The following is a 24311-nucleotide window of genomic DNA, read 5'->3' on the forward strand; positions in this document are numbered from 1 at the left end:
ATACTTGCTCTTTCATTTTGCATTCTCCTCTCTTTTTTTCTTTTGTTACAAAACTTCTATTATACTAATACGCTTGATAGAAATACGATTAATGCCGTTAATACTACTGCTCCACTTGCTGATCCTACGAAGTCACCTTTTGTTACTTGTAATACTTGCTCTTTCATTTTATGTATCCTCCTTTTAATAAGTTATCTATATGTAATTTCTAAGAAATGTTTATTTCATAGTTTTTATGTTGGCGTTACATTAAATTTAATAACGTAACGTTTGTAACATTAATGTAACATAACTATCGTTACGTTGCAATATAATTACGTAAAATTTATTACACTTTTTTTACGTTTTTTTATAAACACCCTTAAAACCAGGTTTTAATGCACTTTCTACTAAGTCTACGTTTGTAATGTTATTGTAATATTACAGTCATATAACGAAATATACCCATACTCCCTCCTACTTTTGTTACAAATTAAAGTGCATATTGGAATGAATACGTTGGAATCTATCAAATTTTCACTAACGATTTATTCGAGATAAAATACAATCTTTCCAAGATAAGTTTATATGTTTCCTCTATATAACTATGTATAATAAAAGCAAAGAGGTGGTCATTTTGAAATTAATCGCATTAGATATGGATGGTACACTACTATCATCTAATCTTGAAATCTCCAAAGAGAACTTACAAGCTATCCAAGCTGCAAAAGAGGCTGGTCATATAGTCATGATTTGTTCTGGTCGTGCAAAAGAGGATGCTTTAAAATTATTGGAAGAATATAAACTATCTCTTCCAGTTGGAGCGAGCAATGGGGCAATTGTTTATGTGGATGGAAAAGTAATTAACTCGCGTTGTTTACAAAACGATAAAGTATACAAGCTTGCAAAATTACTAGAATCTGAAGGTTTTCCTTATAAGCTATATACGAATAAAGGAGTTTATTCTCCATATACATGGCAAGATCAAGTCATGCAAGCTTTCGAAGAGAACAAGCATGCATTAGATGTTACACTTGAGGAGCTTGAGAGAATTACAGAAAAACAAAAGAAATCAAACTTAATTACTGATTTCCAAAAAATCGAAGATGTTGTAAATAATCCAGAATTAGAAATATCTAAATTCTTCATTTTGACATTTAATGCAGCGCATCGTGCACAGCTATTAAGTATGTTACAAGAAGACACTGATATTTCGGTTACAGCATCAGCTCCTACTAATGTAGAAATTATGGATAAGCTTGGTCATAAAGGAAACGGTCTACAAGAAATGGCTGCTTATTTCAATATACCAATTGAAGATACTATTGCAATCGGGGACAACTTTAATGATGTGCCAATGTTACAAGTAGCTGGCTTATCAGTTGCGATGGGAAATGCTGAAGAAGATGTAAAAAAACTATGTGATGTTGTAACATTAACAAACAATAAACATGGTGTTGCACATGCAATCGAGCAATTTGTATTGCAACAAACTTCATCTAGTAAATAAAAGAAAAGGACTCTTTCCATTTGAAAGGGTCCTTTTCTTTTATACGTGATGGCAAGCAACAAAATGCTCCTCACCAACATTACGGAATTCTGGTACCGTTTGTTTACAAATATCTGTCGCAAACGGGCAACGTGTATGAAAACGACAACCCGAAGGTGGATTTGCTGGACTTGGAATGTCACCCTCTAGTATGATTCTCTCTCGTTTCACTGTTGGATCTGGTATTGGCACTGCCGATAACAACGCTTTTGTATACGGATGAAGTGGATTCGTAAATAACTCATCACGCGATGCTGTCTCCACAATCGTTCCTAAATACATAATCCCGATTTTCGTACATAAATGTTCAACTACACTTAAATCATGTGAAATGAATAAATAAGATAGTCCCTTTTTCTCCTGTAATTCACTAAATAAATTAATGATTTGTGCTTGAATAGATACATCTAGTGCTGCCACAGGTTCGTCAGCTACAATAAATTCTGGGTTTAATACCATAGCTCTTGCGATAACGATACGTTGACGTTGTCCACCAGAAAATTCATGGGGGTACCGGTCAATATGATATGGGGCTAAGCCACATAACTCTAATACTTCTGTCACTTTTTCACGAACATTTTCTTTCGTCGCTAGTCCGTGAGCCAACATTGGCTCGCCAAGTGCTTCTCCAATTCTCATTCTCGGATTTAATGAGCTAAATGGATCTTGAAACACAAGCTGCATATTAGGACGATGTTTTCTCAATTCCTCTTTTGATAGAGAATGAACATCGTGTCCTTTAAACTTCACTTCCCCCTCTGTTTTTTGGACAAGACGTAAAATTGTTTTTCCTATCGTCGTCTTCCCACTTCCTGATTCACCAACAAGGCCAAATACTTCGCCTTTATTAATAGTAAAACTTACTCCATCAACTGCTTTTACATGTCCAACCGTTCTACTAAATATGCCGCCTTTAATCGGAAAATATGTTTTTAAGTTTTTCACTTCTAATAATGGTTCACTCATTGTTCCGCACGCTCCTCATATAACCAGCAAGCTACTTTATGATTCTCATCATGTACATTCAGATTTGGTGCTTCTTCTTTACATATTTCCATACAATGCTCACAACGACCGCTAAAGTAGCAAAATTCATCCAAACCGACTAAATTAGGAACTTGCCCTGGAATAGAATATAGTTTATCTATTCGTTTTCCCATCACTGGTTTTGATTTCAACAAGCCTTTCGTATATGGGTGTTTCGGATTTTGGAATATCTCTAGTACTGGTGCTTCTTCAATAACTTTCCCGCCATACATAACGACAACGTAATCAGCCATTTCTGCTACAACGCCTAAATCATGTGTAATTAATAAAATGGATGTTTTAAATTCCTCTTTTACTTGTCTTAATAAGTCCAATATTTGAGCTTGAATCGTAACATCAAGAGCCGTTGTCGGTTCATCCGCAATTAATAACTTCGGATTACAACTAAGTGCAACAGCAATCATAATACGTTGTAACATACCACCACTAAGTTCATGTGGATAAGAATGAACGATTTCATCCGCACGAGCTATGCCAACTTTACGAATTAATTCGATTGCTTTCTTGTATGCTTCATTTTTGCTAAGCAGTTCATGCTCCCTTAACGTCTCTACAATTTGTTCCCCTACAGTGAAGACTGGATTTAGCGATGTCATCGGTTCTTGGAAAATCATCGCAATATCATTACCTCGTAAACTACGAAGCTCTTTCTCCTTCATTCCTAAAAGACTTTTTCCTTCATATAAAATATCTCCACCTACTACACTGCCCGATTCAGCAATAAGTCCCATAATAGATAAAGCTGTTACACTTTTCCCGCAACCCGATTCGCCTACAACACAAACCGTTTCACCTTCTCGAACTGTAAAACTAACATGATTCACAGCCTTTACTATTCCTTCTTCTGTCTGAAAGTGTGTTTGTAAGTCTTTCAGCTCTACTACCGCTTTACTCATATTCCCTCACCTACCGTCTCATCTTTGGGTCTAACGCATCACGAAGTGCATCACCAAGTAAGTTAATTGATACAACTGTTATAAAGATTGCGAAACCAGGCGGAATCCATAACCACGGACGCTTTTGGAAATCAATTAATGAGTTCGCTGCGCTAATCATATTCCCCCATGATGGTGTAGGTGGGACGACGCCGAGACCTAAGTAGCTTAGTGCGGACTCACTTAAAATAGATCCAGCCACGCCCAAAGTTGCTACAACAATAAGCAACGGAAAGACGTTGGGAATTAAATGATGAATGATTTTCCGAGAATCTTTTAATCCTAATACATCTGCTGCTTGCATAAAGGCTTGCTCCCGCAATGTTAAAATTTGTCCTCTCACAAGGCGGGCAAGTCCTGGCCATCCTACTAAACTTAAAATAATCATTACAACATATAAACGGTACTCCGATGGTAATTTCCATTCTGATAAAATTGCTCCCATTATAATAAGTAGCGGTAATCCCGGAATGGACATTAACACATCCGCAACACGCATAATTAAATGATCCACAAGCCCTCGATAAAAACCAGCAATTGCTCCTAATAAAGCTCCTAGTATAACGGATAGTAGCATTGACGCTAAACCAATTGTTAATGAAATACGCCCTGCTTGCATAAGTCTAGTTAAAATATCCCGTCCCAACTGGTCTGTTCCAAGCCAATGTGATAGGTTGGGCGGTTTATTAATTTGTGTTACTTGTACTTTCCCATCAGCATACGGTGAAAAGATTGGACCGATAAAACTAAATAAAAACATAAATATTAAAACGTATAAGCCACACAGTGCCATCTTATTTTTCTTAATTTTTTTATACGCTTGGCGCCATGGTGATGATTCGTTTCTCTTTTTTCGTTCTTTCTTTTTCTCTATTATTGGTGTAATAGTCTCCATATCTTTCCCCCTTACTTCAATCGAATTCTTGGATCAACAAACGCATATACAATATCAGCTAAGAAATTAGCCATAATTGTTAAACAAGAAAGGAACATCGTAAAGGCCATTAATACCGTATAATCACGGAAGTTTAATGCCTCTAATTGAATACTCCCAATCCCTGGCCAGTTAAAAATCTGTTCAATAATAATAGCCCCTGAAAATAAACCCGGTAATTCAAAAGCGAGTAATGTAATTGCTGGCAAAATTGCATTTTTCAATGCATGTTTATAAATAACGGTTCTTTCTTTTAAACCTTTTGCACGAGCAGTACGAATATAATCTTGTCTAATAACATCCAACATGCCGGTTCTAAAATATCGTGTTAACGATCCTACACCAAGAAGCGTTAAAATAAATACAGGTAGAATCATATGACGTAATACTTCTAATATGTATGCTATCCCTGTTGAGTTACTCCCAATATCAATCATGCCACCAATAGGTAATAACTTTAAATCAACTGCTAATAATTTAATTAAAAATAGTCCGATAAAGAATGATGGAAATGACATTGCTGCAAAGACACCGATTGTTACCAATCTATCAAACCAAGAGTGCTGCTTTGTTGCAGAAATAACCCCAATAATAAGAGCAATAATCCAAGTGAAAAATAAAGCTGCAACAGCAACGATAAATGTATTCCAAATGAATTTATTAAGTAATGAAGTTACCGGTTCTTGATACTGTAAAGAAAATCCAAAATCACCATGCAAAGCATTCACTAACCAATGAAAATACCTTTCAATAATTGGTTTGTTTAAGCCGTATAATTCCCTTAATTCTTGGGCTCTCTCTGGTGTTAACTTTGGATTTGAATCGATATAATCCCCCGGCAAAAGTGCAAATAAGAAAAAAATAATAATAGATGTACCAAACAATGTAGGGATCATTTGAAGGAACCTACGAATGATATATGTTTTCACCTTTTGTCTCCCCAATCCTATTTACTTAAAAATAGAAGAACATTTTTTCAAAACAGCTACTATTCCATCGCTGTATGAAAAAACGCCTTCTATTATTTAGGTCAACCCTTATTGTTCAATAGATAACACTGGTAAGTTGGAACTGATGCTATCGTACTTTTCTGGATCAATTCCTTTTATACGCGCATTATGAGCATAAAGTAGTTTACGATAGTTTAATAAAATAACTGGTGGATCATCACTTAACTCTTTATACAGTTCTTTATAAATTGCTTTACGTTTTTCAATATCTGTCGTCCCTATACCTTTTACAATCAAATCATCTACTTTCGGGTTATTATAACCCGTATCACTTTTTGGATTAGTTGATAAGTACTCACTTACAACTTCACTTGGATCACTAATTCCTGGTGTTGAAACTGCCGCTAAATCGTAGTCACCTTTCCCTACCTTTGAAAGCATCGTATTAAAGTCCATCAACTCCGGATTTAGTTCAACACCAATTTCTTTGTAACTTTCTTTTGCAATTGGAATAAAGATATCATTTGTTTTACCTGTATTTGATGCGTAGTATGTTAATTTTAATTTTTGACCATCTTTTTCACGAACCCCGTCAGAACCTACTTTCCAACCAGCCTCATCCAATAATTTTTTAGCCTTTTCTACGTCGTGTGGATATTTATTAATACCTTCTTCTGTATATGCCCATGAAACTGGCGCAATTGGTACGTTAGCAACAGATCCATATCCTTGTAAAGCTGTATCCACATACTTCTTACGGTCTAATCCATAAGTAAGTGCTTGACGTACCTTCTTATCCTTCAAATACGATTTCTTATTATTTACATAGATATAAGCAATATCACTTGATGATTCAAGATTAATATTTGCAAACTCTAATCCTTTTAATTGGTCTATATTCTCAGGATTTGCTCTAAATCCACTATAGTCCAGTTCACCTGTTTGGAATAATTGGAATCCAGTATCACCTGATGTGATTTTGTAAATAAAGTTTTTAATTTTTGGTTTACCTGCATAATAATTTTCGTTAGCAACAAAGCGTACTTCTTGACCTGGAACATATTTTTCAAATTTATATGGACCCGCTGCAATTGGTTGCCCATATAATGCTTTTAAATAATCTAAACTTGTATTTTGTTTATAATCTTTTCCATAATAAGCTTTTGATAGCACTGGGCCACCTAAATTCGTTAGCGCCTGTGAATTAACTTTTTCAGTTGTAATTTTAATTGTCTGTGGATCAACAACTTGAATTCCTTCAATAGAAGTTGCTTTTCCTTCTTTATATTCTTTCCCGCCTTTAACAGCATACTGAGCAATATCCAATCCACCTTCATACGCTTTATCATGAAGTAGTGTTAATGTAAATGCTACGTCATCCGCTGTTAAAGGCGACCCATCACTAAATTTTAAATTTTTACGTAAATGGAATGTATATGTTAACTGGTCAGCAGAAATATCCCATTTTTCTGCAAGATCCGGAACAGGTTTACTTTGTTTGTCTGTTGTTACTAATGACGCAAAAATAACAGACGTTACATTTCCATCCCAACCATTATCTTGGAAATATGGAAGGAACACTCCCCCTGGCTTAGAAATAGCTGTAATAAAAGTATCTTTTCGTTGATTTGCTTTCTCTGGACTTTTCTTTTTATCTGTAGCTGGGATTGATTCAATCTTAGAGTCTTTTAAATCCTGTTTTTTTACCGGTTCTGTAGAAGCCGTATCCTCCTGTCCCCCACAAGCAGATAACACAAGCGAACTACTCAGTAATACCGAAAATACACCAGCCCATTTTTTTGTCTTTTTCTTCATTGTCCCCACCCTAACTTTTTAATAGTTATACCCTGTGAACTTATTACCTTATGTATGCCTCCCACAGCACATTTATAGCCAATCGGAAAAGTCGGTTTTAATCGTAAAAAAAATAGTTGTTTTTGAGGGGTAACAATCCTATTCCGACCTTTCCGGTAGACTTTATGGTTATTAGCTTATATCTTCAGTTATATTTTGTCAATTCTTTCTGAATAAATATTTTGATAATTCTTCCTAAATTATTGTTCTATCTTTAATTTAGGTAAACTTAATAAAATACCATTATAGTTATCTTCTTGTAATCCTTGAATTCGTGCATTATGTGCAGACACCACTTTGCTATTATTTAAGAAAATTACAGGCGGGTCTTCGCTTAACTCTTTATATAGCTTTTTATAGATTTCCTTTCGCTTTTTAATATCCAACGTTTCTAATGCTTGCTTAGCTAATTCATCTACTTTTGGATTAGAGTATCCATCATAATTTCGTTTACTTGTTGAAACAAACTCTTCAATCGTTCCACTCGGATCATCAATCATTGGCGTAGATACCATTGCTAAATCATAATCACCTTTTATCACTTTTGAAATCATCGTATTAAAGTCCATATATTCTGGGTTAAACTCTACACCGAGCTTTTTATAATCCTCTTTCATTACCGGGATCATTACATCATTTATTTTACTTGCAGAAGAAGCAAAATAACTTACCTTCAATTTTTGTCCATCTTTTTCACGAATTCCATCCGAACCTGCTTTCCATCCAGCCTCATCCAGTAATTTCTTCGCCTTCTCTAAATTATACTCATATTTATTAATGCCCTCTTCTGTATACGCCCATGAAACTGGCGTAATCGGTACATTGACGAGTGAAGCATACCCTTGGAAATACGTATCAATAACCTTTTGACGCTCTAATCCGTAAATAAATGCTTGGCGGACACGTTTATCTTTAAAGTATGGCTTCTTATAATTCATTTTAATGTAGCCATAAGAGCTTCCTGTATACACATTAATATTAGCAAAACCTAAATCTTTTAATTGTTCAATCGTCTCCACGTTTGTCGTAAAACCATCATAATCTACTTCTCCTGCTTGAAATTGTTGTAGCTTCGTATCACCTTTTGTAATTTTATAAATAAAGTGCTCAATCTTCGGTTTTCCTTCAAAATAATTTTCATTTGCTACAAATCGAACTTCTTGACCTGGAATGTATTTATCTAACTTATAAGCTCCTGCTCCCACCGGCTTCCCATACAACTCTTTTAAATACTCCAAGTGTCCTTGTTTATACTCTTTCCCGTAATAATCTTTAGATATAACTTCTCCACCGATTAATGATAGTGTTTGAGCATTTACCTTTTCAGTCGTAATCGTAATTGTTTTCGGATCAATGACTTGAATCCCCTCAATAGAATTTGCTTTTCCTTCTTTATATGCTTGCCCACCTTTTATTGCTGTTTGGCTTATATCAGTCGCACCACTATAAGTTGGATCATGTAATAACGTTAATGTAAATGCTACATCCTCTGCAGTTAACGGTGAACCATCACTAAACTTTAAATCATCTTTCAAATGGAATGTATATGTAAGCTGATCCTCCGAAATCGCCCACTTCTTCGCTAATATTGGAATTGGCTTTCCTTCCTTATCCAGTCCAACAAGGGGCGCAAATATAGCTTGCGTTATATTACCATCCCATCCATTCTCCATAAAGTGCGGAAGGAATATACCTCCAGGACTCGGCATTCCAACTACAAAAGTATCTTTTCTCTCTTTTACTTTCGTAGGACTTTTTGATTTATCGCTTGCCTTAATAAATTCATCTTTTACTTTTGGTACATTCCCGGCTTCATTTGTACTCGCTTCCTCTTGACCACATCCGGCTAGCAATACTGATACACTAAGAAATGTAGCAATTGCTCCTTTAAAAGCATTTTTCATTGCACGCTCACCTTTACCTTCCTAATTTTTAACGATGTAGAAACACAGCCTCCTTCCTGTAACTATCTTTATTTTTCCTATAAAAATAGTATGAATTAATTTCAAGATTATTCCTTTCCTTGAAACATGTCAATTGTTCTCTTTTATTTCGTATGAAAAAACTTAAAAATTCACTTCTATTCGTTCCGTATGAAACATAGAATACTAATAACCAATTACCAAAAAGGGGGCGAAAACATGGACAACCTATTCCAATACGTCCTGCACTACGTATTATTAACAATTATGATAGTGGGGGCGCTATTACTATTCCCATTCTTCCCAAAGTTCGTCCTCTTTTTAGCTTTTTTTATTATGCTCGGGATCGCTATTATCATTTCAACAAAAGAAGATACGACACAAAAAGAAAACAGAGTTCAGCGCGTAAAGCTGTAACTCTGTTTTTTTATTTCCAATCATGAATCGTAGTTTCACGCACTTATGTCTCGGGAAATAATTAATCAATCTAAAAATCGCCTAATACCATTTATATTTCACAATCTATGCAAATTACGGAACAAAGATTTATGAAATATGTGTTTCACGTGAAACACATATTTTCTTTTTCTCTTACAGTAAAATATATGTATAAAAAAGCGAATTCCTTCAGCAAAACTGACAGGAATTCGCTTTCTACTTTTTATTCCACAATATTCTCTAACTCATTATATAACTCCGCTCGTAACAACTCTTTCTTCGTTTTTTCTTCATACAATTGTTCAAGCATTTCAACATCAACTACATGTTCCATCTTACACTCAAGCATATATATATCTTCTTCTACATGCATTAACTCCGTTTCAATATCCTCAACATTGCTAACTTCTTTCTTTTTTACAGGAGCTGTTGCCATACTTTTTCTTCCTTGGCGTTGCTGCTTTATTACTTGTTTCTCGAGCTTTTCTTCCCACTTTTGACGAGCCCATGCGTAGTTCCCTGCAAACTCAAATAATTTATGCTCATCAATCCAATACGTCTTTTCAAATAACTTATTTAAAAAATAACGATCATGTGAAACAGCTAAAATCGTCCCATTATATTGCTCAAGAGCTTCCTCTAAAACTTCCCTTGATTCAATGTCGAGATGGTTTGTCGGCTCATCTAAAATTAAAAAATTGATATCTTGATACATAAGTTGCGCAAGTCTTAATCTCATTTTTTCTCCACCGCTCAGTTGCGTTACTTTCTTAAACACCGCTGGACCATAAAATAAAAACTTAGCTAATATATGTCTCGCTTCTCCTTCTGTTACAGCTACATATTCCCTGAAAGCCTCTAATACATTACTCTTCATATTTCCGTACGCATGCTGTGATAAATAACCGATTTTCACACTACTACCAATTCGAATTTCTCCAGCGTCTGGTTTTATTTCTTCTAATAATAACTTTAGTAGCGTTGTCTTTCCTGTACCATTACGGCCAACGATCGCCGCACGCTCTTGAAAACGAACATGTAAATTCGCTTCGTTAAATAAAGGATGACCAGCAAAACCTTTACTCACTTCTTTCATTAAAACAACGTCTTTCCCACTTCTCTCTTGCCCTTCAAACTGAAGCCCCATTTGTTTTCGTTCTAAAATAGGTTTCTTTAGTTTCTCTATACGTTCCAGTGCACGTTCCATACTTCTCGCTCTCTTATGCAATCCTTCATTCGGAGGATTCGCCTGATTTGCCCATTCACGTAGTCGCTTAATTGCTTCTTTCATTTTCTTTATTTTCTTTTGCTGTTCTTGATAAGCCTGAAACTCCTGAAGCAACCGTTCTTCCTTTTCGTCAACAAACTGAGAATAGTTCGTATGATACACGTGAATCTCTCCATCTTCTAAATCAAAAATCTTCGTTACAACTTCATCAAGGAAATAGCGATCATGTGAAATGACCATAACTGTTCCATTGTATTCTTTTAAAAATTGCTCTAGCCACTCTACGGCAAATAAGTCTAAATGATTGGTTGGTTCATCTAATAGAAGTAAATCTGGTTTCTGCAATAGCATGTATGCAAGACTTACCTTTGTTTGTTCACCACCACTTAACTCCAAAAATGATCGTGGAAATAGTTCTGTCACCTGTAGACCATTTGCTACCTTCATCAAGTTCGCTTCTATTTCATAACCACCAAGGAATGCAAACTTTTCTTGAATTATTCCGTACCTCTCCATTAATCTTTGTAAAGCAGACGATTCTTGTTCTTCCGACATATTTTTTTCTAAAGCACGCATTTCTCTTTCTAATTCCTTTTCTGTTTTAAAAGCGGAACTCAATACATCATATACAGTCATACCCTCATCAAATTTCGAAATTTGTGCCACATGACCAATACGTGTACCTTTCTTCATATGAATGGCTCCTGCATCCAAACTTTCCATTCCAGTTAGAAGCTGAAAGATTGTTGTCTTCCCACTACCGTTACGACCAACTAATCCAACACGTTCACCATTCTTTATTTCAAGCGATATATTTTCAAATATGATGTTTCCACCAAAAGATTTCGTTACATTATTTACACTACAAATTGTCATTTTCCGTACTCCTTTCAATATAAAAAACCATGGGAAAGAAACATTCCCCATGGTTTTCGACATAGAAAAAGGAAGCCAAATAGCTCCCTTTTCACACGTTTATTAAAAATGGGTGAAGAGATTTCTATCGTTCAATAGCTACTATGCAGTTGTTAAAAAAGGACAGACGTATCCCGTTAACAACTACATCATGAAAAATCGCACGACAAAAATAGATATAATCTAAAAATTTGGCACGTGCAGCTAAAGAACGTTTCATCTCATTCACCTCTTTCGTACGGAATTTAATACTTACTTCTTTATTATACTTTCCCATTTCATGTTTGAATAGTCATTTTTCTGAAAATAATGAAGATAGACTAAACATTTCAATAAGTGACATCAAATCTTACAAAACTGTTATGTTCACGTAATGGAAAGCGATAGTACGAAAAGATGCCTCCCTATACAATAAAGATGTAAACAAGAGAGACAACAAAAGGAGGAAACAATCATGATGAAAGAAATCGTAAAAGCAATCTTTGAGGTATTAGTGAACGGACAAGCAGTTGTAAAAGAATTAAACGAACTATAAAAAGGAGTGAGAGAATATGATGAACATGGTAAAAATGATTTTACACGCTCTAGTTGATGCAAAAGCAGTTAGCCAAGAATTAAACCAACAATAAAAAAGGGGTAACCGAATATGAAGAAAGCCATTATTGTAATCGCAAGTACAGCAATTGCCTTATGCACAATAAAAAATAGAAAAAAGAAGCACAATAAAAACGATTTATATTATCCATACACATTATTAAAGAAAAAATAAAAGACAAGGTACCCTATCTTAATGAGGATATCTTGTCTTTTATTTTTCCCATTCCTTTTAAAGGATTTCCTTCTCCTTGTCCCGAATGTATTAAGCGGGATTTTTTACACATATTTTAAAGGGGCATATATACAAATGGATACACAACAACTATACTTTTTAAACGATATCGGCAAACAAAAACCAGAAAGCATCCGGAATAGAAGCGCTGCATGTCCTTTTTGTGACAGAGAAAATTTAACGGATATTTTAGCAACTGAGGGCTCAATTATTTGGCTAAAAAACAAATTCCCTACATTAAAAGATACATTTCAAACGGTGCTAATCGAAACAGATAATTGTGAAGACCATATTGCGACATATACAGAAGAACATATGAGATCGCTAATTCGTTTCTCCATTAAACATTGGTTAGATTTACAGAAAAATAAAGAATTCACATCTGTGATTTTATACAAAAATCATGGTCCATTCTCAGGTGGAAGTTTGCATCATGCACACATGCAGATTATCGGAATGAAATATGTAGACTACCTCGATAACGTAGAACAGGAAAACTTCCAAGGCGTAATTGTCCAAAAAAACGAGCACATTGAACTCAATATTTCAGATCGTCCTATTATCGGTTTTACTGAATTTAATATCATCATTGAAGATGTTGAATGCATAGATGAACTGGCAAATTATATTCAGCAAACTGTACGTTACATACTGACAGATTTCCATAAAGGATGTAGTAGTTATAACTTATTCTTCTATCACACAAACGGAAAAATCATTTGTAAAGTTGTTCCTAGATTTGTCGTTTCACCGTTATATGTAGGATATAAAATACCACAAGTTTCCACAAAACTAGAAGAAGTTAAAATACAACTAGCACGGTATTTCATGCGAGAAAAGGATAAATTTATTCATAAAAAAACAGAGTAGGTATAAAAAACCTACTCTTTTATTACACCTTTATTTCGATAGTACACATCTTCTAATCCAATGTTATACTTCATGTTATTATCCGTCCACTCTGGCCCTAAATTCCCTGGCCATCCAGATGTATTTGCTATATATTTTAGTAATGCAAAATCCGTCAAACCTTTTTGCACCCCGCGCTTATATCCCTTCATTAAATGCGGCATTGCAATTTGCGCATTTATACGTGGATCTTTCAGCTCATCATCAGTTAAATGATCCGGTGCAAGTCCACCACCGCGATGCAATTGAAACAATCCGAATGAAGTTCCGTTATCTCCAACACTTCTTGGATTTAATCGACTTTCATGTTCGGCAATTGTAAGAGGTATCCATTCTGGAAGATTGACTTTCTTTGCTTCCTCTATAATAATTTGTTTCATCTGTTTTGCTTCTTCTGAGTCAACATAGCTCGTCTCATTTACTAATTTGCCCATTCCTTCAGACTTTCCTTGGAAATATAAGTACACCCCAAGAACAACTAAAAATCCTACAAAGAATTTCTTCACTACCTCTACCTCTTTCTCCGCTGAAATTTGTCCCCTTTCAGCCTTCTTCCCTTTACAATTACCCACATTCTATCATTCTCTTACCCTTTTATCATAGCAAATAACTATACATATTATCATCATGCTTTAGACCGATTTTGTGAAAAAACAGCTGGTAAATACGTGCAAAAATGTAACTTTCATAGACTGAAACGCATTTTTTGTATATAATTGTAAACTGAATTCTAAATATAAACTAGGAGAATAATAATAATATGAAAAAATGGTTGCTACTCTTATTTAGTTTACTACTATTAATTCCTGTCCCTATTTCCGCACAAAAAAACGAAAATCCAAAAGTACTTATTTTATACAGTTCGAACAATAATCAAATTACAAGTGATACCCAAATACTTAATACACAAGTAGGACATTTTACTAATGACATAACAATTAAAAACTTAAAACAGTTAGCTGAAATAACTGATAAATCTTCATATACACATATTATTTACATAGGTGAAAAACAAGAAGAACTTTCTACTGAAACAAAAGGATTTCTAGAAAGTTTCCCAGGGTCACTACTAGTTTTAGGTCAAAATATAGAACAATTATCCAATCGTTTTTCGTTTATCACACTTAAAAATGAAGATATAAACTCTGATACAATTGAATATCCAACACGTAAACTAAAGAATACATTCGAGGAAGAACGATCAATTAAACATCTTGATACAACTGGAACAATTCTTGCCCATGCTTTAAAGGGAAAGAATACTTATCCATTAATTGTGCAACAAAATAATTCTTATTACGTTGCAACGCCAAATCTCTTTGACTGGATGTCTCATTACGTCGGTGAAATGTTATTTTCTTACTTCGAACAAAAACCAATGACAAATAAAGTAGAAGCTTATTTACGTCTTGAGGACGTTCATCCAGCTGCAGATATAAATCAATTAAAAGAAATTGCTACATTACTAAAAGAGAAAAAGATTCCTTACATGATCACTGTTATCCCTGTATATAAAGATCCAGAGACAGGTAAAACACTACATTTAAAAGATAAACCCGAACTAGTCGATCTTTTACGCTCTATGCAAAATGATGGTGCAGCAATTATTTTGCACGGTTATACGCACCAATTTTATGATAGTGAAACTGGCGAAGGTTTTGAATTTTGGGACGTAAAAACAGACCAACCAATTCGACAACCGAAGCATGAAAAACCAAAAGCAAAAGATGATTTCCCTAATATAGAGGCTTATAATACATACGTAAAAAAAGGGGAAGAATTTGAAGAAAAATATACGACTGATCATATTGAAAAAGGCATTCAAGAACTTGTAGATGCCAAACTATATCCTGTCGCATTTGAAGCACCTCATTACACGATGTCTCAAAAAGGATATGAAATATTATCGAGGTACTTTTCAACTTATGTAGGACAACTACAATTAAGTGATACAACTTGGAAATCCATGCACTCTCCAGCATACAGAAGTACACCATCATTTTTACATGGCATGAAATTAATGCCTGAAACAGTTGGATTTATTGAAGAAGATAAGCCACATGCTATTGCTAAAATGAAAGCAAATGCTGTATCTGTTGCCAAATTATCCGATGGAGTTATTGGTGCATTCTATCATCCTTACTTAGGTGTAAAACCATTAAAAGAAGTACTAAAGGATCTAGAAAGTATTCCAAATATAGAATGGATTGATTTACAAAAAGAAACAAATGAAGTGAAAATGAAAGATATTCATATCACTACTAATAAAGACGGCATTCACGTTGAAAAACCAACAAGCGCAAGTGACGTAATGGATTATGTAAAACAATATGGATTCTTCCTTATACTCGGTTTCCTCGTTATTGTCTTTCTCTTATTATTAAGACGTGCAAAAAAATTAGAATCCTAATACAAAACCACCGAGCAAAATGCTTGGTGGTTTTTTTAACTTAAACCAAAACGTGGCATATTATTAATAACCCATTGATTATTTTCATAAACAAATTCAACTTCTATTTCTCTATAATAAGAAGGGCTAAAATAACACTTCTATCCTTTCAAATAAAATTGAATCGTATTTTCATATATCGTTTCTGCAACCTTATCAACAGCTACGTTTTTTATAACACTAATTTCCTTTAATACCTCTCGAATCATTCTCGGATGCGTCATAACATCTTCTTGAAATTCCCACGGTCCATCTGTTTCTACCATCATATATTCAAGTGGATAATACGAAACGATTTTTCTAATTTTCTCCTTATGTAAAACATCTGGCGTGATAGAAATGTAATAACCGTTCCTCATCATCCTTTTCATTGTTGCTTCACTTCCTTTAAACCAATGAAAATGTGCACGTGAAACTTTATATTTCTCCAGTAAATCACATACAATATCAGCATCTTCATACACTGCATGCAATATAATTGGTACATCATATTTACTAGCTAGTTCAACAAATCGTTGTAACACTGATATATATGAATTGATAGCAATGTACTCATCTTCTTTTCTTAAATAATACGGTAAGCCTACTTCACCAATCGCAACTATGTCCTCTACATGATCCTCAATTAATTTATAAATTTGCTCACATTCTTCTTTATGAATCAGTTGCTCTGGGTGAAAACCTATCGCTGGATGCACAAAAGGATATCGCTTTGCTAAAGATAAAGTTTCTTTACATGATTGATAATCCATAGATACCGCAATAAGCCCCTTTATCTCTTTACTATTTTCCACATCTTTAAGTAATCTGCCCTTCTCTTCATCTTTATATTGGTCAACATGTATATGACTATCAATCCATTTCATCTTTATGCCCCCATAAAAAAAACAAGAAAGGATCTCCCTTCTTGTTTTATCATCTATGTTATTTAACAATTAAGTTTGTTATGATATCAAATAATCCAATACATACTACGGCAACAGTAAAGTAGCTACAGAAATCTTTAATTGGAAACTTCACTACTTCTTCTTTACGCATCCCATTCTTCTCCCTTCTTACTATATCCCTAATTATTTTTATCTATTTGTATCTATTATGCAAAAAATATGACAAATTTACTATCGAATTAACTTACGTAAACCTTACAATGTTGTAAGGTTTATAAAAAGGGCCTCATCTCCATACAGATGAGGCTATTAAAAAGTAGTTGGTTTTTCATTCTTCATTCATATTACAAACAGAAAGTAATACAGTGAGACTTTCTAATTACACTATATGAAATTAACTATCTTTTAACCATCGAATTACATTACAGAAGACTTACATGTTTGTAAGCTATGTGTAATGTAATTCGATAGTTTCTCTTACTGACATCTCGTACAATAAAGTTAGCAAGTAAGCCAAATAAGAAGAACACTCACATAACCAAATTACATTGCTAGTAGCTACTCTTCTTATATCTTTCACTCATGCTACTACAATGTACCCCCTTCCCCTTTATATAATAAAAAAAGCCTTAGTCCCTATAGACTAAGGCTTTTTTATGCACCTTAAAAATACCCCTACCTCGTATTTTTATTTTCGACAAAAAATAGGTAGGGGTATAATTCGCTATCTCATCACTAAAAGTTTACTCTTTGCATTAATAGGAATATTTACTGCTTCAATTTCTTCAATTGCCTCGCCGTAACGTCCCTTTGCATACACCTTTAATGCTTCATCTCTCTTTAACATATGCTTAACAGTCTTCTTTATTTTTTGTTCTCTTCCACGTTCGTCAAATGCAATAAATTCATATTCATACCACTCATCACCAATATGCTGACCAATTGTATTCACAACCGTATAGTATTCTTTCGTCTTATAAAGTGGATTATATTTATCGATAACTGGTCCAAGTTTCGTAGGCAGTAACATTACTACTATCACTACCATCGCTATTATAGTAGTGATCATTTTTTTCTTCATAATAAACATTCCTCCTCAGCAGGATATATATACATCCATTTTAAAAAGAAGGAATAAAATCTACTATTGAATCTCATTACATTACACTTACATTTTTGTAAGAATAAAAAAAAGCGAACGAATTTACTCGTTCACCTTTTAGCTCGCTTTAAAACCACCACCAAGTACATCACGTACATCATGGATAACAACGAAAGCATCTTCATCTACTCGGCCGATAACTTGCTTTAACTTAACAAGCTCTTGTTTATTAATAACAACATATAAAACTTCTTTATTTTTACCAGTATATCCGCCGCGTCCTTCTAATACAGTGACACCGCGTGTCATGTTTTTCGTAATAGCCTCACGTATTAATTCTGGTTGATTTGAAATGATTGTAACAGCCGTTTTTGTATCCATTCCTTCTACAATGAAATCAATCACTTTTGCTCCGATGAATACTGCAACAAGTGTGTACATTGCTTTTTCTTGTCCTATTATAAATACAGAACCAGCAATTACAACAATATCAATAATAAGTACGCCTTTACCAACGCTCCACCCTAAATATTGATTTGCTAACTGAGCTAAAATTGCCGATCCCCCTGATGTACCTCCCGCTTTGAACATACAGCCTAATCCGACACCGACAAATACACCAGCAAATAGTGCCGCTAATAACGTATCACTATTTACATGATACTCAATATGTTCTGTAACATATAAAAACAAAGATGTTTCTACAATCCCTAAAATTGTATAAACCATCGTTTTCTTATCAAAAAATTTATAACCAATAGCTAGTAAGATTGCATTTATAGCAAAGTTTACAACCCCTGGCGACCAATCAAATAAATAGTACGTAACAACCGTTACACCAATAATTCCACCCTCTGATAAACGGTTTGGAATTGCAAAGTAATTAATACCAATTGCGAATAATAATGAACCAATTGTAATTAGTGTTATTTCCTTTATACGTTGATTAACCATAGTTCATACCTCCCCCCATTTGACATTGTATCACTATCTCCTAGAGGTTTAGAAGTTGTTTTTATTGCGCTTTTCCCCTCACAAAGAACAAGATATTATGTTTAAACAGAGGGGTGATTAATTATTCACATTCGCTCTAACTATACGGACAAATCGCTCCACATTCCCCTTCTGAATATACTTAGCTCGAATGGTTTCACAATTACAAGTAAATTCGAAATACGGACGAAAATCTATGCTATCTATATGCAAATATGAATAATCTTTAAATGTTGCAGGATAATAGGGAATTTTCCCGTAAAATAGGAGACGTCTAGTAGTGGCAACAAAAATTCCATGTTGATATGATAACGTAAAATTATCCTTCTCAAATATCCCTACTACAAAAGCCAAAACCTTTTCATCATCCTCTATATACTTTTTCATACTCCATAAAAGTTCATTCATGCATATCCCTCCAAATACTATTTTCGAAAAGAATCCATGGATTATTACAGACCGGTGTAACTCCTTTATAAAGTATGAAACGCGTTTCCTGTCAAAGTTATTTCAAAAAAATAATCCGTTATGCAATTTACACATAACGGATTAAAACTAAACGGTAGAGCGTTCCACAAGTTCATATGGAATTTCCACCTTTTCTCGTTTAGAACTTTCATCACTTATTTGCCTATAAAACATTTCAAAGGCCTTTTTACCTATTTCCTTTAAATTTTGATCAATAGTTGTAAGTTGTAACACTTGCGAAATAGGTTGATTATCAAAGCCAATAATCGCTAAATCCTCAGGAACTTGAATACCTAATTTTTCAGCTTCTTTCATAGCTCCAATCGCAACTTCATCTCCCGCTACGATTAATGCTTCAGGAAGATGCTGCATCTCCTTTAATTTATGAGCCACTTTCACACCGTCTTCTAATGTAAAACACTCTGTGAAAATCCATTCTTCATTCACTTCTTCATCTATAGATTGCAATTGCTGCTTATACACATCAAAACGCTTTTGACTACTCGGTCCTAACTTCCTTCCCGTGCAATAGCCAATTTTTTTATAACCTTTCTCAATCAAATAATCCATCCCTAATTGAAAAGCGGCCGAATGATTCGTATATACACTTGAAATATTTGAAATATCATTATCTTCACAAGCAACAATTGTCCCATAAGAAGCATACGGCTCTATCGTTTCCCATTCATTCGCACGAGAACAAATGATAAGGCCATCCAACTGTTTTGTTTTTAACATATGTAAACTTTTCATTTCTTCTTTTTTATTATAATTCGTTTGGCAAAGTAGCACTCTGTAATTATGAGCTAGCGCTACCTCCATCATCCCGCCCACCATCGCATCAAAACACGGATGATTAATATACGGTAAAATTACACCAACGATATTCGTTTTCCCTTTTGATAAATGAACGGCATTTGCGTTTTGTGAGTAATTCAACTTCTCAACTATCTCTATAACCGCTTTCCTTTTTTCTTCACTTACATATGGATGATCGTTCAATACTCTCGAAACAGTCGTAACTGAAACTCCCGCCATCTTTGCAATATCTTTAATATTAGCCATACACTCACCTCTACTCTTAAATTAATAAATTCCATGAACATATGTCAAACCTTCTCATCATTACACCTTCATTCGTTTTTCTTACAAAAGTGTAATTTTCCTGTAAGCTAATTCGATAGTTACTTCTTACGATATTACATACAATTAAGTCAGAAACAGGGCAACAATTATTCGAAAAGGAGCGGATTCATATGATGAACAAAATGAAATCAAACAATTTTTTAAATACAATGGGCATGGTATTTTCCGCTCTTATCGATGCAAAAGCTGTTGCTTCTACATTAAACAAGTAAGGAGAATGTATGATGAATAACATCACTTTCAACGAATTAGATTTTTTAGGATTAGCTAGCGGCTCGATTCTTCTTACTGCTTTTATTTACGCCGCTACGCTTGTATAAATTTTGTGTCCCCTTTCCCCTTTATTATAAATAGTAATAGAAAAGACGACCGTCTATGCCCGGTCGTCTTTTTTTACTTTTGATTTGATTGCAAAGTTTCCTTTAGCTGCTCAAACTTCTCATTTAATTGATCTGTCATCATTTTCATAGCTGTTTTTCGATCTATTTGTTCTTCAGCATCAATTTGAATTGGATCTCCGAAAATCAATTGCGCCTTTTTGCCTTTTATTAATTCTTTTATACTTGAAGGGCCAATATAAGCTGCCGGTACTAACGGAACGTTAGAACGCAGCGCAATCGTAACAGCCCCAGCTTTTAATGAAACGTCTTCTGTTGATCGCGTTCCACTTGGAAAAATCCCTACTACTTTACCTTCTTTTAATAGGCGTGATGGAATTTTAAGTGTACTCGGTCCTGGATTCGCACGATCTACAGGGAATGCATTCACATTTTTAAAGAACCAATTTTTGAACTTCCCTTCAAATAATTCTTTTTTCGCCATGTAATGAATTTGAGTCGGGTACATCCCTGTAGCTAACATTAATACATCCATAAAACTTGTATGCGTGCAAGCAACAACATACGGGCCACCTTCTGGTAACTTTTCTCTTCCTTGCACTTCTACTTTCCCAGCTGTTTTAAATATATATTTCAACAAAAATGTAATTGGTTTATACATTTGTTTCGTTCCTTTCTGAACATCCGAATTATAATCATTTTCTTACAACAATTATAACACTAAGTTTTAGGAGTTGGTAATAATTTTAAGTATTAATTGTTACATTTCAATTCTTACAAAAGTGTAATTTTCTTGTAAGCTAATTCGATAGTTACTTCTTACGATATTACATACAATTAAGTCAGAAAGAAACAACAACTATTCGAAAAGGAGCGGATTCATATGATGAACAAAATGAAATCAAACAATTTTTTAGATACAGTGGGCATGGTATTTTCCGCTCTAATCGATGCAAAAGCTGTTGCTTCTACATTAAACAAGTAAGGAGAGTTCATTATGAACAATATCACTTTTAACAAATTAGATTTTTTAGGATTAGCTAGCGGCTCAATTCTTCTTACTGCTTTTATTTACGCTGCTACGCTTGTATAACTTTGTGTCCCCTTTCCCCTTTATATAGAAAAAGACGACCGTCTATGCCCGGTCGTCTTTTTAAATGTTTCTTTCTTTTAACTCTTTTAAAAGCTGTATCATTTCAGCTTGTTGTTTTATCTTCTTACGACCATTTCGGTTAATTGCTGCAAGCTCACAAGCAACTCCGACAGCAAAGAAAAACAATAAACTTTCTAACATATGAAATCCTCCAATTGCCAATTAAACAGCTTGGCGTAATTGCTCTTCTTGCAAAACCTTCTTATTTATATTTTCTTCTTTTCTCTGACAAACGTTATTGCGAATAAGTGCTGCAATAACAAGTAAAGTTCCTACAATATCAAACATCGTTATTTGATATCCTTGCATCATCATAATTATTAAAGTCGTAATAGGCACAAAGTTAATAAATAAAATCCCATTAATAGATGATAAAATCTTCACACCGTAATTCCAAGCGAGTAATGCTACGATTCCCGGTAATGTCATCATAAACAATAAATCATATTTCACGATAGAAATCGTTCCCATGTTCGGGACCGATACATATCCAAGCGATGTAATAATTACAGTTATAATCCCTGTGACAGTCGTACCGAATACACACGTCAACGTAGAATAACGTAATGTTGACCAGTCGCTACACGTTTGACCACCCATCGTATAAATAACCCAACCTACAACTCCAACAAATATACATGCTAGTGAAAACATGTTATCTTTCAACGTTAAAAAGAAACTCATATCACCTTTTGTAATAACAAATATAGCTCCTACAAAAGCGATAATCATGCTCGTTATCATATACTTTTTCGGTTTTACATGCTTATATCCCCATAGAATACAAATAGAAATCATCGGCATAAGTGCTTCCATAATGGAGGCTACCATCACACCTGATTTTCCCATTAACATTTGGCCTAAAAATATAAGTACATTATATACAGTAAACGCCATCGTCCCGAAAAAGACGAGTAACTTTCCTCTTCCCTCTAAACGAAATGCCTGCTTTCCTTCTTTCGCTAACAACAATACAATCAGTACGATCGCTACCGCTCCATAGCGAATAAGCGAAAAATAAAATGGATCTATGTATTCTAACGCATGATCAGCAACCGGAAACATTGCTCCCCATGACATACTTGCAATTAAACACGCTAAAGCCCCTATTATCATTTGACCTTTTTTCACCAAAATCCCCCACTTTTTTCTATTTGCACAAAGAGAATTGTAAAAGAAAAAATATATCACGTAAAATGATTCAAAATGATGTTAATTATCATTTATAATGATAGTTAACATCAAGGAGGAGCATAAAATGGAATTAAGAGACTTACAAATCTTCCAAAGCGTTGCCGACCAAGGCAGTGTAAGCGGCGCAGCAAAGGAATTAAACTACGTACAATCAAATGTCACCGCACGTATTAAACAACTAGAAAACGAACTAAAAACACCGCTCTTTTATCGTCATAAACGAGGTATGACTTTAACAGCCGAAGGAAGAAAAATGCTCGTTTATGTTAATAAAATTTTGCAAGATGTGGATGAGCTAAAACAAGTATTTTTAGATAGCGAAACACCCTCTGGCATATTAAAAATCGGTACTGTCGAAACAGTAAGTACATTACCTACCATTTTATCTTCTTACTATAAACGCTATCCGAATGTCGATTTATCATTACAAGCAGGTCTAACAGAAGAATTAATTAGAGAAGTACTTGATCACCAATTAGATGGTGCCTTTATATCAGGCCCTATTAAACATCCACTAATTGAACAATACGATGTTAGTACAGAAAAATTAATGCTGATAACACAAAATAAAGCTTTTCATATAGAAGAATTTACAACAACGCCTCTACTCGTTTTTAACCAAGGATGCGGATACCGTTCCAAACTAGAACGATGGCTGAAAGATGAAGGTTTGCTACCAAAAAGAATTATGGAATTTAATATATTAGAGACAATATTAAATAGTGTCGCACTTGGCCTTGGAATTACGCTCGTACCACAGTCTGCTGTCCACCATCTTTCTAAAGCTGGTAAGGTGCATTGTCATGCAATCCCTGAAAAATATGGTAGTATTTCAACGGTTTTCATACGCCGTAAAGATAGCTATATGACGAATTCAATGCGTAGCTTTTTAAAAACAATTGAAGAGCATCATCATATCAATATGCTTTAAAAGACATTCTTACATGAATGTCTTTTTTTCTTACAAAAGTGTAAGCCTCCCGTAAGCTAATTCGATAGTTGCAGGCGATCATATTTCCTATAATTAAGGTATAAAGCAGGGCAACAACAATTCGAAAAGGAGCGGATACGCATGATAAACAAAATGAAATC

General features: G+C 34.4%; 26 protein-coding genes. 8 read left to right on the forward strand and 18 right to left on the reverse strand.

Annotated features, from left to right (window positions below; genetic code table 11):
* Positions 1-59: 59 nt before the first annotated feature.
* Positions 60-167 (reverse strand): DUF3948 family protein, encoded by a 108-nt coding sequence (locus ACUXEY_RS23175; RefSeq protein WP_000664237.1) that lies wholly within the window; start codon positions 165-167, stop codon positions 60-62.
* A 449-nt stretch (positions 168-616) separates the two neighbouring features.
* On the opposite strand from ACUXEY_RS23175, the gene ACUXEY_RS23180 reads away from it, so the two are divergent.
* Entirely contained in the window at positions 617-1489 is an 873-nt protein-coding gene (locus ACUXEY_RS23180; protein ID WP_429602894.1) for a Cof-type HAD-IIB family hydrolase, read from the forward strand.
* A gap of 39 nt (positions 1490-1528) precedes the next feature.
* Here the strand turns inward: ACUXEY_RS23180 and ACUXEY_RS23185 are convergent, their stop codons facing one another.
* From ACUXEY_RS23185 to ACUXEY_RS23210, 6 genes are all read right to left on the reverse strand, one after another.
* The gene (locus tag ACUXEY_RS23185; protein WP_461301700.1) at positions 1529-2494 is read right to left on the reverse strand and encodes an ABC transporter ATP-binding protein; all 966 of its coding nucleotides are present in this window, start codon (positions 2492-2494) and stop codon (positions 1529-1531) included.
* A complete protein-coding gene (locus ACUXEY_RS23190) occupies positions 2491-3471 on the reverse strand; it encodes an ABC transporter ATP-binding protein (RefSeq protein WP_166705230.1) in 981 nt (326 codons plus the stop codon). The genes ACUXEY_RS23185 and ACUXEY_RS23190 overlap by 4 nt, the downstream gene beginning before the upstream one ends.
* 10 nt (positions 3472-3481) lie before the next feature.
* Positions 3482-4405: an oligopeptide ABC transporter permease gene (gene opp4C / locus ACUXEY_RS23195; RefSeq protein WP_166705229.1), complete on the reverse strand. Its 924-nt coding sequence runs from the start codon at positions 4403-4405 to the stop codon at positions 3482-3484.
* 11 nt (positions 4406-4416) lie between these two features.
* Positions 4417-5373, reverse strand: coding sequence for an ABC transporter permease (locus ACUXEY_RS23200; RefSeq protein WP_000860691.1), 957 nt, complete (start codon positions 5371-5373; stop codon positions 4417-4419).
* A 108-nt stretch (positions 5374-5481) separates the two neighbouring features.
* Complete coding sequence (locus ACUXEY_RS23205; RefSeq protein ID WP_000730676.1) at positions 5482-7209, reverse strand: ABC transporter substrate-binding protein; 1728 nt, start codon at positions 7207-7209, stop codon at positions 5482-5484.
* A 239-nt stretch (positions 7210-7448) separates the two neighbouring features.
* Complete coding sequence (locus ACUXEY_RS23210; protein WP_461301701.1) at positions 7449-9152, reverse strand: ABC transporter substrate-binding protein; 1704 nt, start codon at positions 9150-9152, stop codon at positions 7449-7451.
* Between the two features lie 237 nt (positions 9153-9389).
* On the opposite strand from ACUXEY_RS23210, the gene ACUXEY_RS23215 reads away from it, so the two are divergent.
* Complete coding sequence (locus ACUXEY_RS23215; RefSeq protein WP_000369249.1) at positions 9390-9587, forward strand: hypothetical protein; 198 nt, start codon at positions 9390-9392, stop codon at positions 9585-9587.
* Between the two features lie 244 nt (positions 9588-9831).
* Here ACUXEY_RS23215 and abc-f read toward each other — a convergent pair whose 3' ends face one another.
* Positions 9832-11712, reverse strand: coding sequence for a ribosomal protection-like ABC-F family protein (gene abc-f / locus ACUXEY_RS23220; RefSeq protein WP_461301702.1), 1881 nt, complete (start codon positions 11710-11712; stop codon positions 9832-9834).
* 124 nt (positions 11713-11836) lie between these two features.
* Positions 11837-11971: an RAxF-45 family protein gene (locus tag ACUXEY_RS23225; RefSeq protein WP_046956655.1), complete on the reverse strand. Its 135-nt coding sequence runs from the start codon at positions 11969-11971 to the stop codon at positions 11837-11839.
* Positions 11972-12397: 426 nt separating this feature from the next.
* On the opposite strand from ACUXEY_RS23225, the gene ACUXEY_RS23230 reads away from it, so the two are divergent.
* Entirely contained in the window at positions 12398-12520 is a 123-nt protein-coding gene (locus ACUXEY_RS23230) for a spore coat protein B (RefSeq protein WP_166705225.1), read from the forward strand.
* 135 nt (positions 12521-12655) lie between these two features.
* Complete coding sequence (locus tag ACUXEY_RS23235) at positions 12656-13450, forward strand: DUF4931 domain-containing protein (RefSeq protein WP_461301703.1); 795 nt, start codon at positions 12656-12658, stop codon at positions 13448-13450.
* Between the two features lie 11 nt (positions 13451-13461).
* Here the strand turns inward: ACUXEY_RS23235 and ACUXEY_RS23240 are convergent, their stop codons facing one another.
* Positions 13462-13995, reverse strand: coding sequence for a transglycosylase SLT domain-containing protein (locus ACUXEY_RS23240; protein ID WP_166705234.1), 534 nt, complete (start codon positions 13993-13995; stop codon positions 13462-13464).
* Positions 13996-14249: 254 nt separating this feature from the next.
* Here ACUXEY_RS23240 and ACUXEY_RS23245 point away from each other — a divergent pair, with 254 nt between their 5' ends.
* Positions 14250-15899 (forward strand): DUF2334 domain-containing protein, encoded by a 1650-nt coding sequence (locus ACUXEY_RS23245; RefSeq protein WP_461301704.1) that lies wholly within the window; start codon positions 14250-14252, stop codon positions 15897-15899.
* A 140-nt stretch (positions 15900-16039) separates the two neighbouring features.
* Here ACUXEY_RS23245 and ACUXEY_RS23250 read toward each other — a convergent pair whose 3' ends face one another.
* The 5 genes from ACUXEY_RS23250 to ACUXEY_RS23270 all read right to left on the reverse strand — a co-directional run bounded on the left by ACUXEY_RS23250 (position 16040) and on the right by ACUXEY_RS23270 (position 20453).
* Positions 16040-16804: a TatD family hydrolase gene (locus ACUXEY_RS23250; protein ID WP_461301705.1), complete on the reverse strand. Its 765-nt coding sequence runs from the start codon at positions 16802-16804 to the stop codon at positions 16040-16042.
* A 745-nt stretch (positions 16805-17549) separates the two neighbouring features.
* Entirely contained in the window at positions 17550-17906 is a 357-nt protein-coding gene (locus tag ACUXEY_RS23255; RefSeq protein WP_429602886.1) for a YxeA family protein, read from the reverse strand.
* 138 nt (positions 17907-18044) lie between these two features.
* The gene (locus ACUXEY_RS23260) at positions 18045-18881 is read right to left on the reverse strand and encodes a YitT family protein (RefSeq protein ID WP_166705221.1); all 837 of its coding nucleotides are present in this window, start codon (positions 18879-18881) and stop codon (positions 18045-18047) included.
* 117 nt (positions 18882-18998) lie between these two features.
* Complete coding sequence (locus tag ACUXEY_RS23265; protein WP_461301706.1) at positions 18999-19328, reverse strand: PH domain-containing protein; 330 nt, start codon at positions 19326-19328, stop codon at positions 18999-19001.
* Positions 19329-19475: 147 nt separating this feature from the next.
* On the reverse strand, positions 19476-20453 hold the full coding sequence (locus tag ACUXEY_RS23270; RefSeq protein WP_144616133.1) for a LacI family DNA-binding transcriptional regulator: 978 nt from the start codon (positions 20451-20453) through the stop codon (positions 19476-19478).
* A 305-nt stretch (positions 20454-20758) separates the two neighbouring features.
* Here ACUXEY_RS23270 and ACUXEY_RS23275 point away from each other — a divergent pair, with 305 nt between their 5' ends.
* Complete coding sequence (locus ACUXEY_RS23275; protein ID WP_461301707.1) at positions 20759-20854, forward strand: DUF3948 family protein; 96 nt, start codon at positions 20759-20761, stop codon at positions 20852-20854.
* 73 nt (positions 20855-20927) lie between these two features.
* Here ACUXEY_RS23275 and ACUXEY_RS23280 read toward each other — a convergent pair whose 3' ends face one another.
* On the reverse strand, positions 20928-21533 hold the full coding sequence (locus ACUXEY_RS23280; protein ID WP_144616131.1) for a lysophospholipid acyltransferase family protein: 606 nt from the start codon (positions 21531-21533) through the stop codon (positions 20928-20930).
* Between the two features lie 336 nt (positions 21534-21869).
* On the opposite strand from ACUXEY_RS23280, the gene ACUXEY_RS23285 reads away from it, so the two are divergent.
* Positions 21870-21965 carry a DUF3948 family protein gene (locus ACUXEY_RS23285; RefSeq protein ID WP_001059999.1) on the forward strand — a complete coding sequence of 32 codons (96 nt, stop codon included), beginning with the start codon at positions 21870-21872 and terminating at the stop codon, positions 21963-21965.
* A gap of 60 nt (positions 21966-22025) precedes the next feature.
* On the opposite strand, the gene ACUXEY_RS23290 is transcribed toward ACUXEY_RS23285, so the two are convergent.
* Positions 22026-22166: a YrzO family protein gene (locus tag ACUXEY_RS23290; protein ID WP_000894069.1), complete on the reverse strand. Its 141-nt coding sequence runs from the start codon at positions 22164-22166 to the stop codon at positions 22026-22028.
* Between the two features lie 21 nt (positions 22167-22187).
* Complete coding sequence (locus tag ACUXEY_RS23295; RefSeq protein ID WP_166705218.1) at positions 22188-23156, reverse strand: DMT family transporter; 969 nt, start codon at positions 23154-23156, stop codon at positions 22188-22190.
* 127 nt (positions 23157-23283) lie between these two features.
* Here ACUXEY_RS23295 and ACUXEY_RS23300 point away from each other — a divergent pair, with 127 nt between their 5' ends.
* Entirely contained in the window at positions 23284-24150 is an 867-nt protein-coding gene (locus ACUXEY_RS23300) for a LysR family transcriptional regulator (protein ID WP_163254643.1), read from the forward strand.
* Positions 24151-24311: the final 161 nt, after the last annotated feature.

This window comes from Bacillus sp. F9_6S_D1_P_5 (assembly GCF_054823925.1).

What these genes read in the sequence shown, in the direction of transcription:
- ACUXEY_RS23175 (WP_000664237.1), bottom strand. Translation starts at nt 167, where the DNA reads ATGAAAGAGCAAGTATTACAAGTAACAAAAGGTGACTTCGTAGGATCA.
- ACUXEY_RS23185 (WP_461301700.1), bottom strand. Translation starts at nt 2,494, where the DNA reads ATGAGTGAACCATTATTAGAAGTGAAAAACTTAAAAACATATTTTCCG.
- ACUXEY_RS23190 (WP_166705230.1), bottom strand. Translation starts at nt 3,471, where the DNA reads ATGAGTAAAGCGGTAGTAGAGCTGAAAGACTTACAAACACACTTTCAG.
- opp4C (WP_166705229.1), bottom strand. Translation starts at nt 4,405, where the DNA reads ATGGAGACTATTACACCAATAATAGAGAAAAAGAAAGAACGAAAAAAG.
- ACUXEY_RS23205 (WP_000730676.1), bottom strand. Translation starts at nt 7,209, where the DNA reads ATGAAGAAAAAGACAAAAAAATGGGCTGGTGTATTTTCGGTATTACTG.
- ACUXEY_RS23210 (WP_461301701.1), bottom strand. Translation starts at nt 9,152, where the DNA reads ATGAAAAATGCTTTTAAAGGAGCAATTGCTACATTTCTTAGTGTATCA.
- ACUXEY_RS23215 (WP_000369249.1), top strand. Translation starts at nt 9,390, where the DNA reads ATGGACAACCTATTCCAATACGTCCTGCACTACGTATTATTAACAATT.
- abc-f (WP_461301702.1), bottom strand. Translation starts at nt 11,712, where the DNA reads ATGACAATTTGTAGTGTAAATAATGTAACGAAATCTTTTGGTGGAAAC.
- ACUXEY_RS23225 (WP_046956655.1), bottom strand. Translation starts at nt 11,971, where the DNA reads ATGAAACGTTCTTTAGCTGCACGTGCCAAATTTTTAGATTATATCTAT.
- ACUXEY_RS23230 (WP_166705225.1), top strand. Translation starts at nt 12,398, where the DNA reads ATGAAGAAAGCCATTATTGTAATCGCAAGTACAGCAATTGCCTTATGC.
- ACUXEY_RS23235 (WP_461301703.1), top strand. Translation starts at nt 12,656, where the DNA reads ATGGATACACAACAACTATACTTTTTAAACGATATCGGCAAACAAAAA.
- ACUXEY_RS23245 (WP_461301704.1), top strand. Translation starts at nt 14,250, where the DNA reads ATGAAAAAATGGTTGCTACTCTTATTTAGTTTACTACTATTAATTCCT.
- ACUXEY_RS23250 (WP_461301705.1), bottom strand. Translation starts at nt 16,804, where the DNA reads ATGAAATGGATTGATAGTCATATACATGTTGACCAATATAAAGATGAA.
- ACUXEY_RS23255 (WP_429602886.1), bottom strand. Translation starts at nt 17,906, where the DNA reads ATGAAGAAAAAAATGATCACTACTATAATAGCGATGGTAGTGATAGTA.
- ACUXEY_RS23260 (WP_166705221.1), bottom strand. Translation starts at nt 18,881, where the DNA reads ATGGTTAATCAACGTATAAAGGAAATAACACTAATTACAATTGGTTCA.
- ACUXEY_RS23265 (WP_461301706.1), bottom strand. Translation starts at nt 19,328, where the DNA reads ATGAATGAACTTTTATGGAGTATGAAAAAGTATATAGAGGATGATGAA.
- ACUXEY_RS23270 (WP_144616133.1), bottom strand. Translation starts at nt 20,453, where the DNA reads ATGGCTAATATTAAAGATATTGCAAAGATGGCGGGAGTTTCAGTTACG.
- ACUXEY_RS23275 (WP_461301707.1), top strand. Translation starts at nt 20,759, where the DNA reads ATGAATAACATCACTTTCAACGAATTAGATTTTTTAGGATTAGCTAGC.
- ACUXEY_RS23280 (WP_144616131.1), bottom strand. Translation starts at nt 21,533, where the DNA reads ATGTATAAACCAATTACATTTTTGTTGAAATATATATTTAAAACAGCT.
- ACUXEY_RS23285 (WP_001059999.1), top strand. Translation starts at nt 21,870, where the DNA reads ATGAACAATATCACTTTTAACAAATTAGATTTTTTAGGATTAGCTAGC.
- ACUXEY_RS23290 (WP_000894069.1), bottom strand. Translation starts at nt 22,166, where the DNA reads ATGTTAGAAAGTTTATTGTTTTTCTTTGCTGTCGGAGTTGCTTGTGAG.
- ACUXEY_RS23300 (WP_163254643.1), top strand. Translation starts at nt 23,284, where the DNA reads ATGGAATTAAGAGACTTACAAATCTTCCAAAGCGTTGCCGACCAAGGC.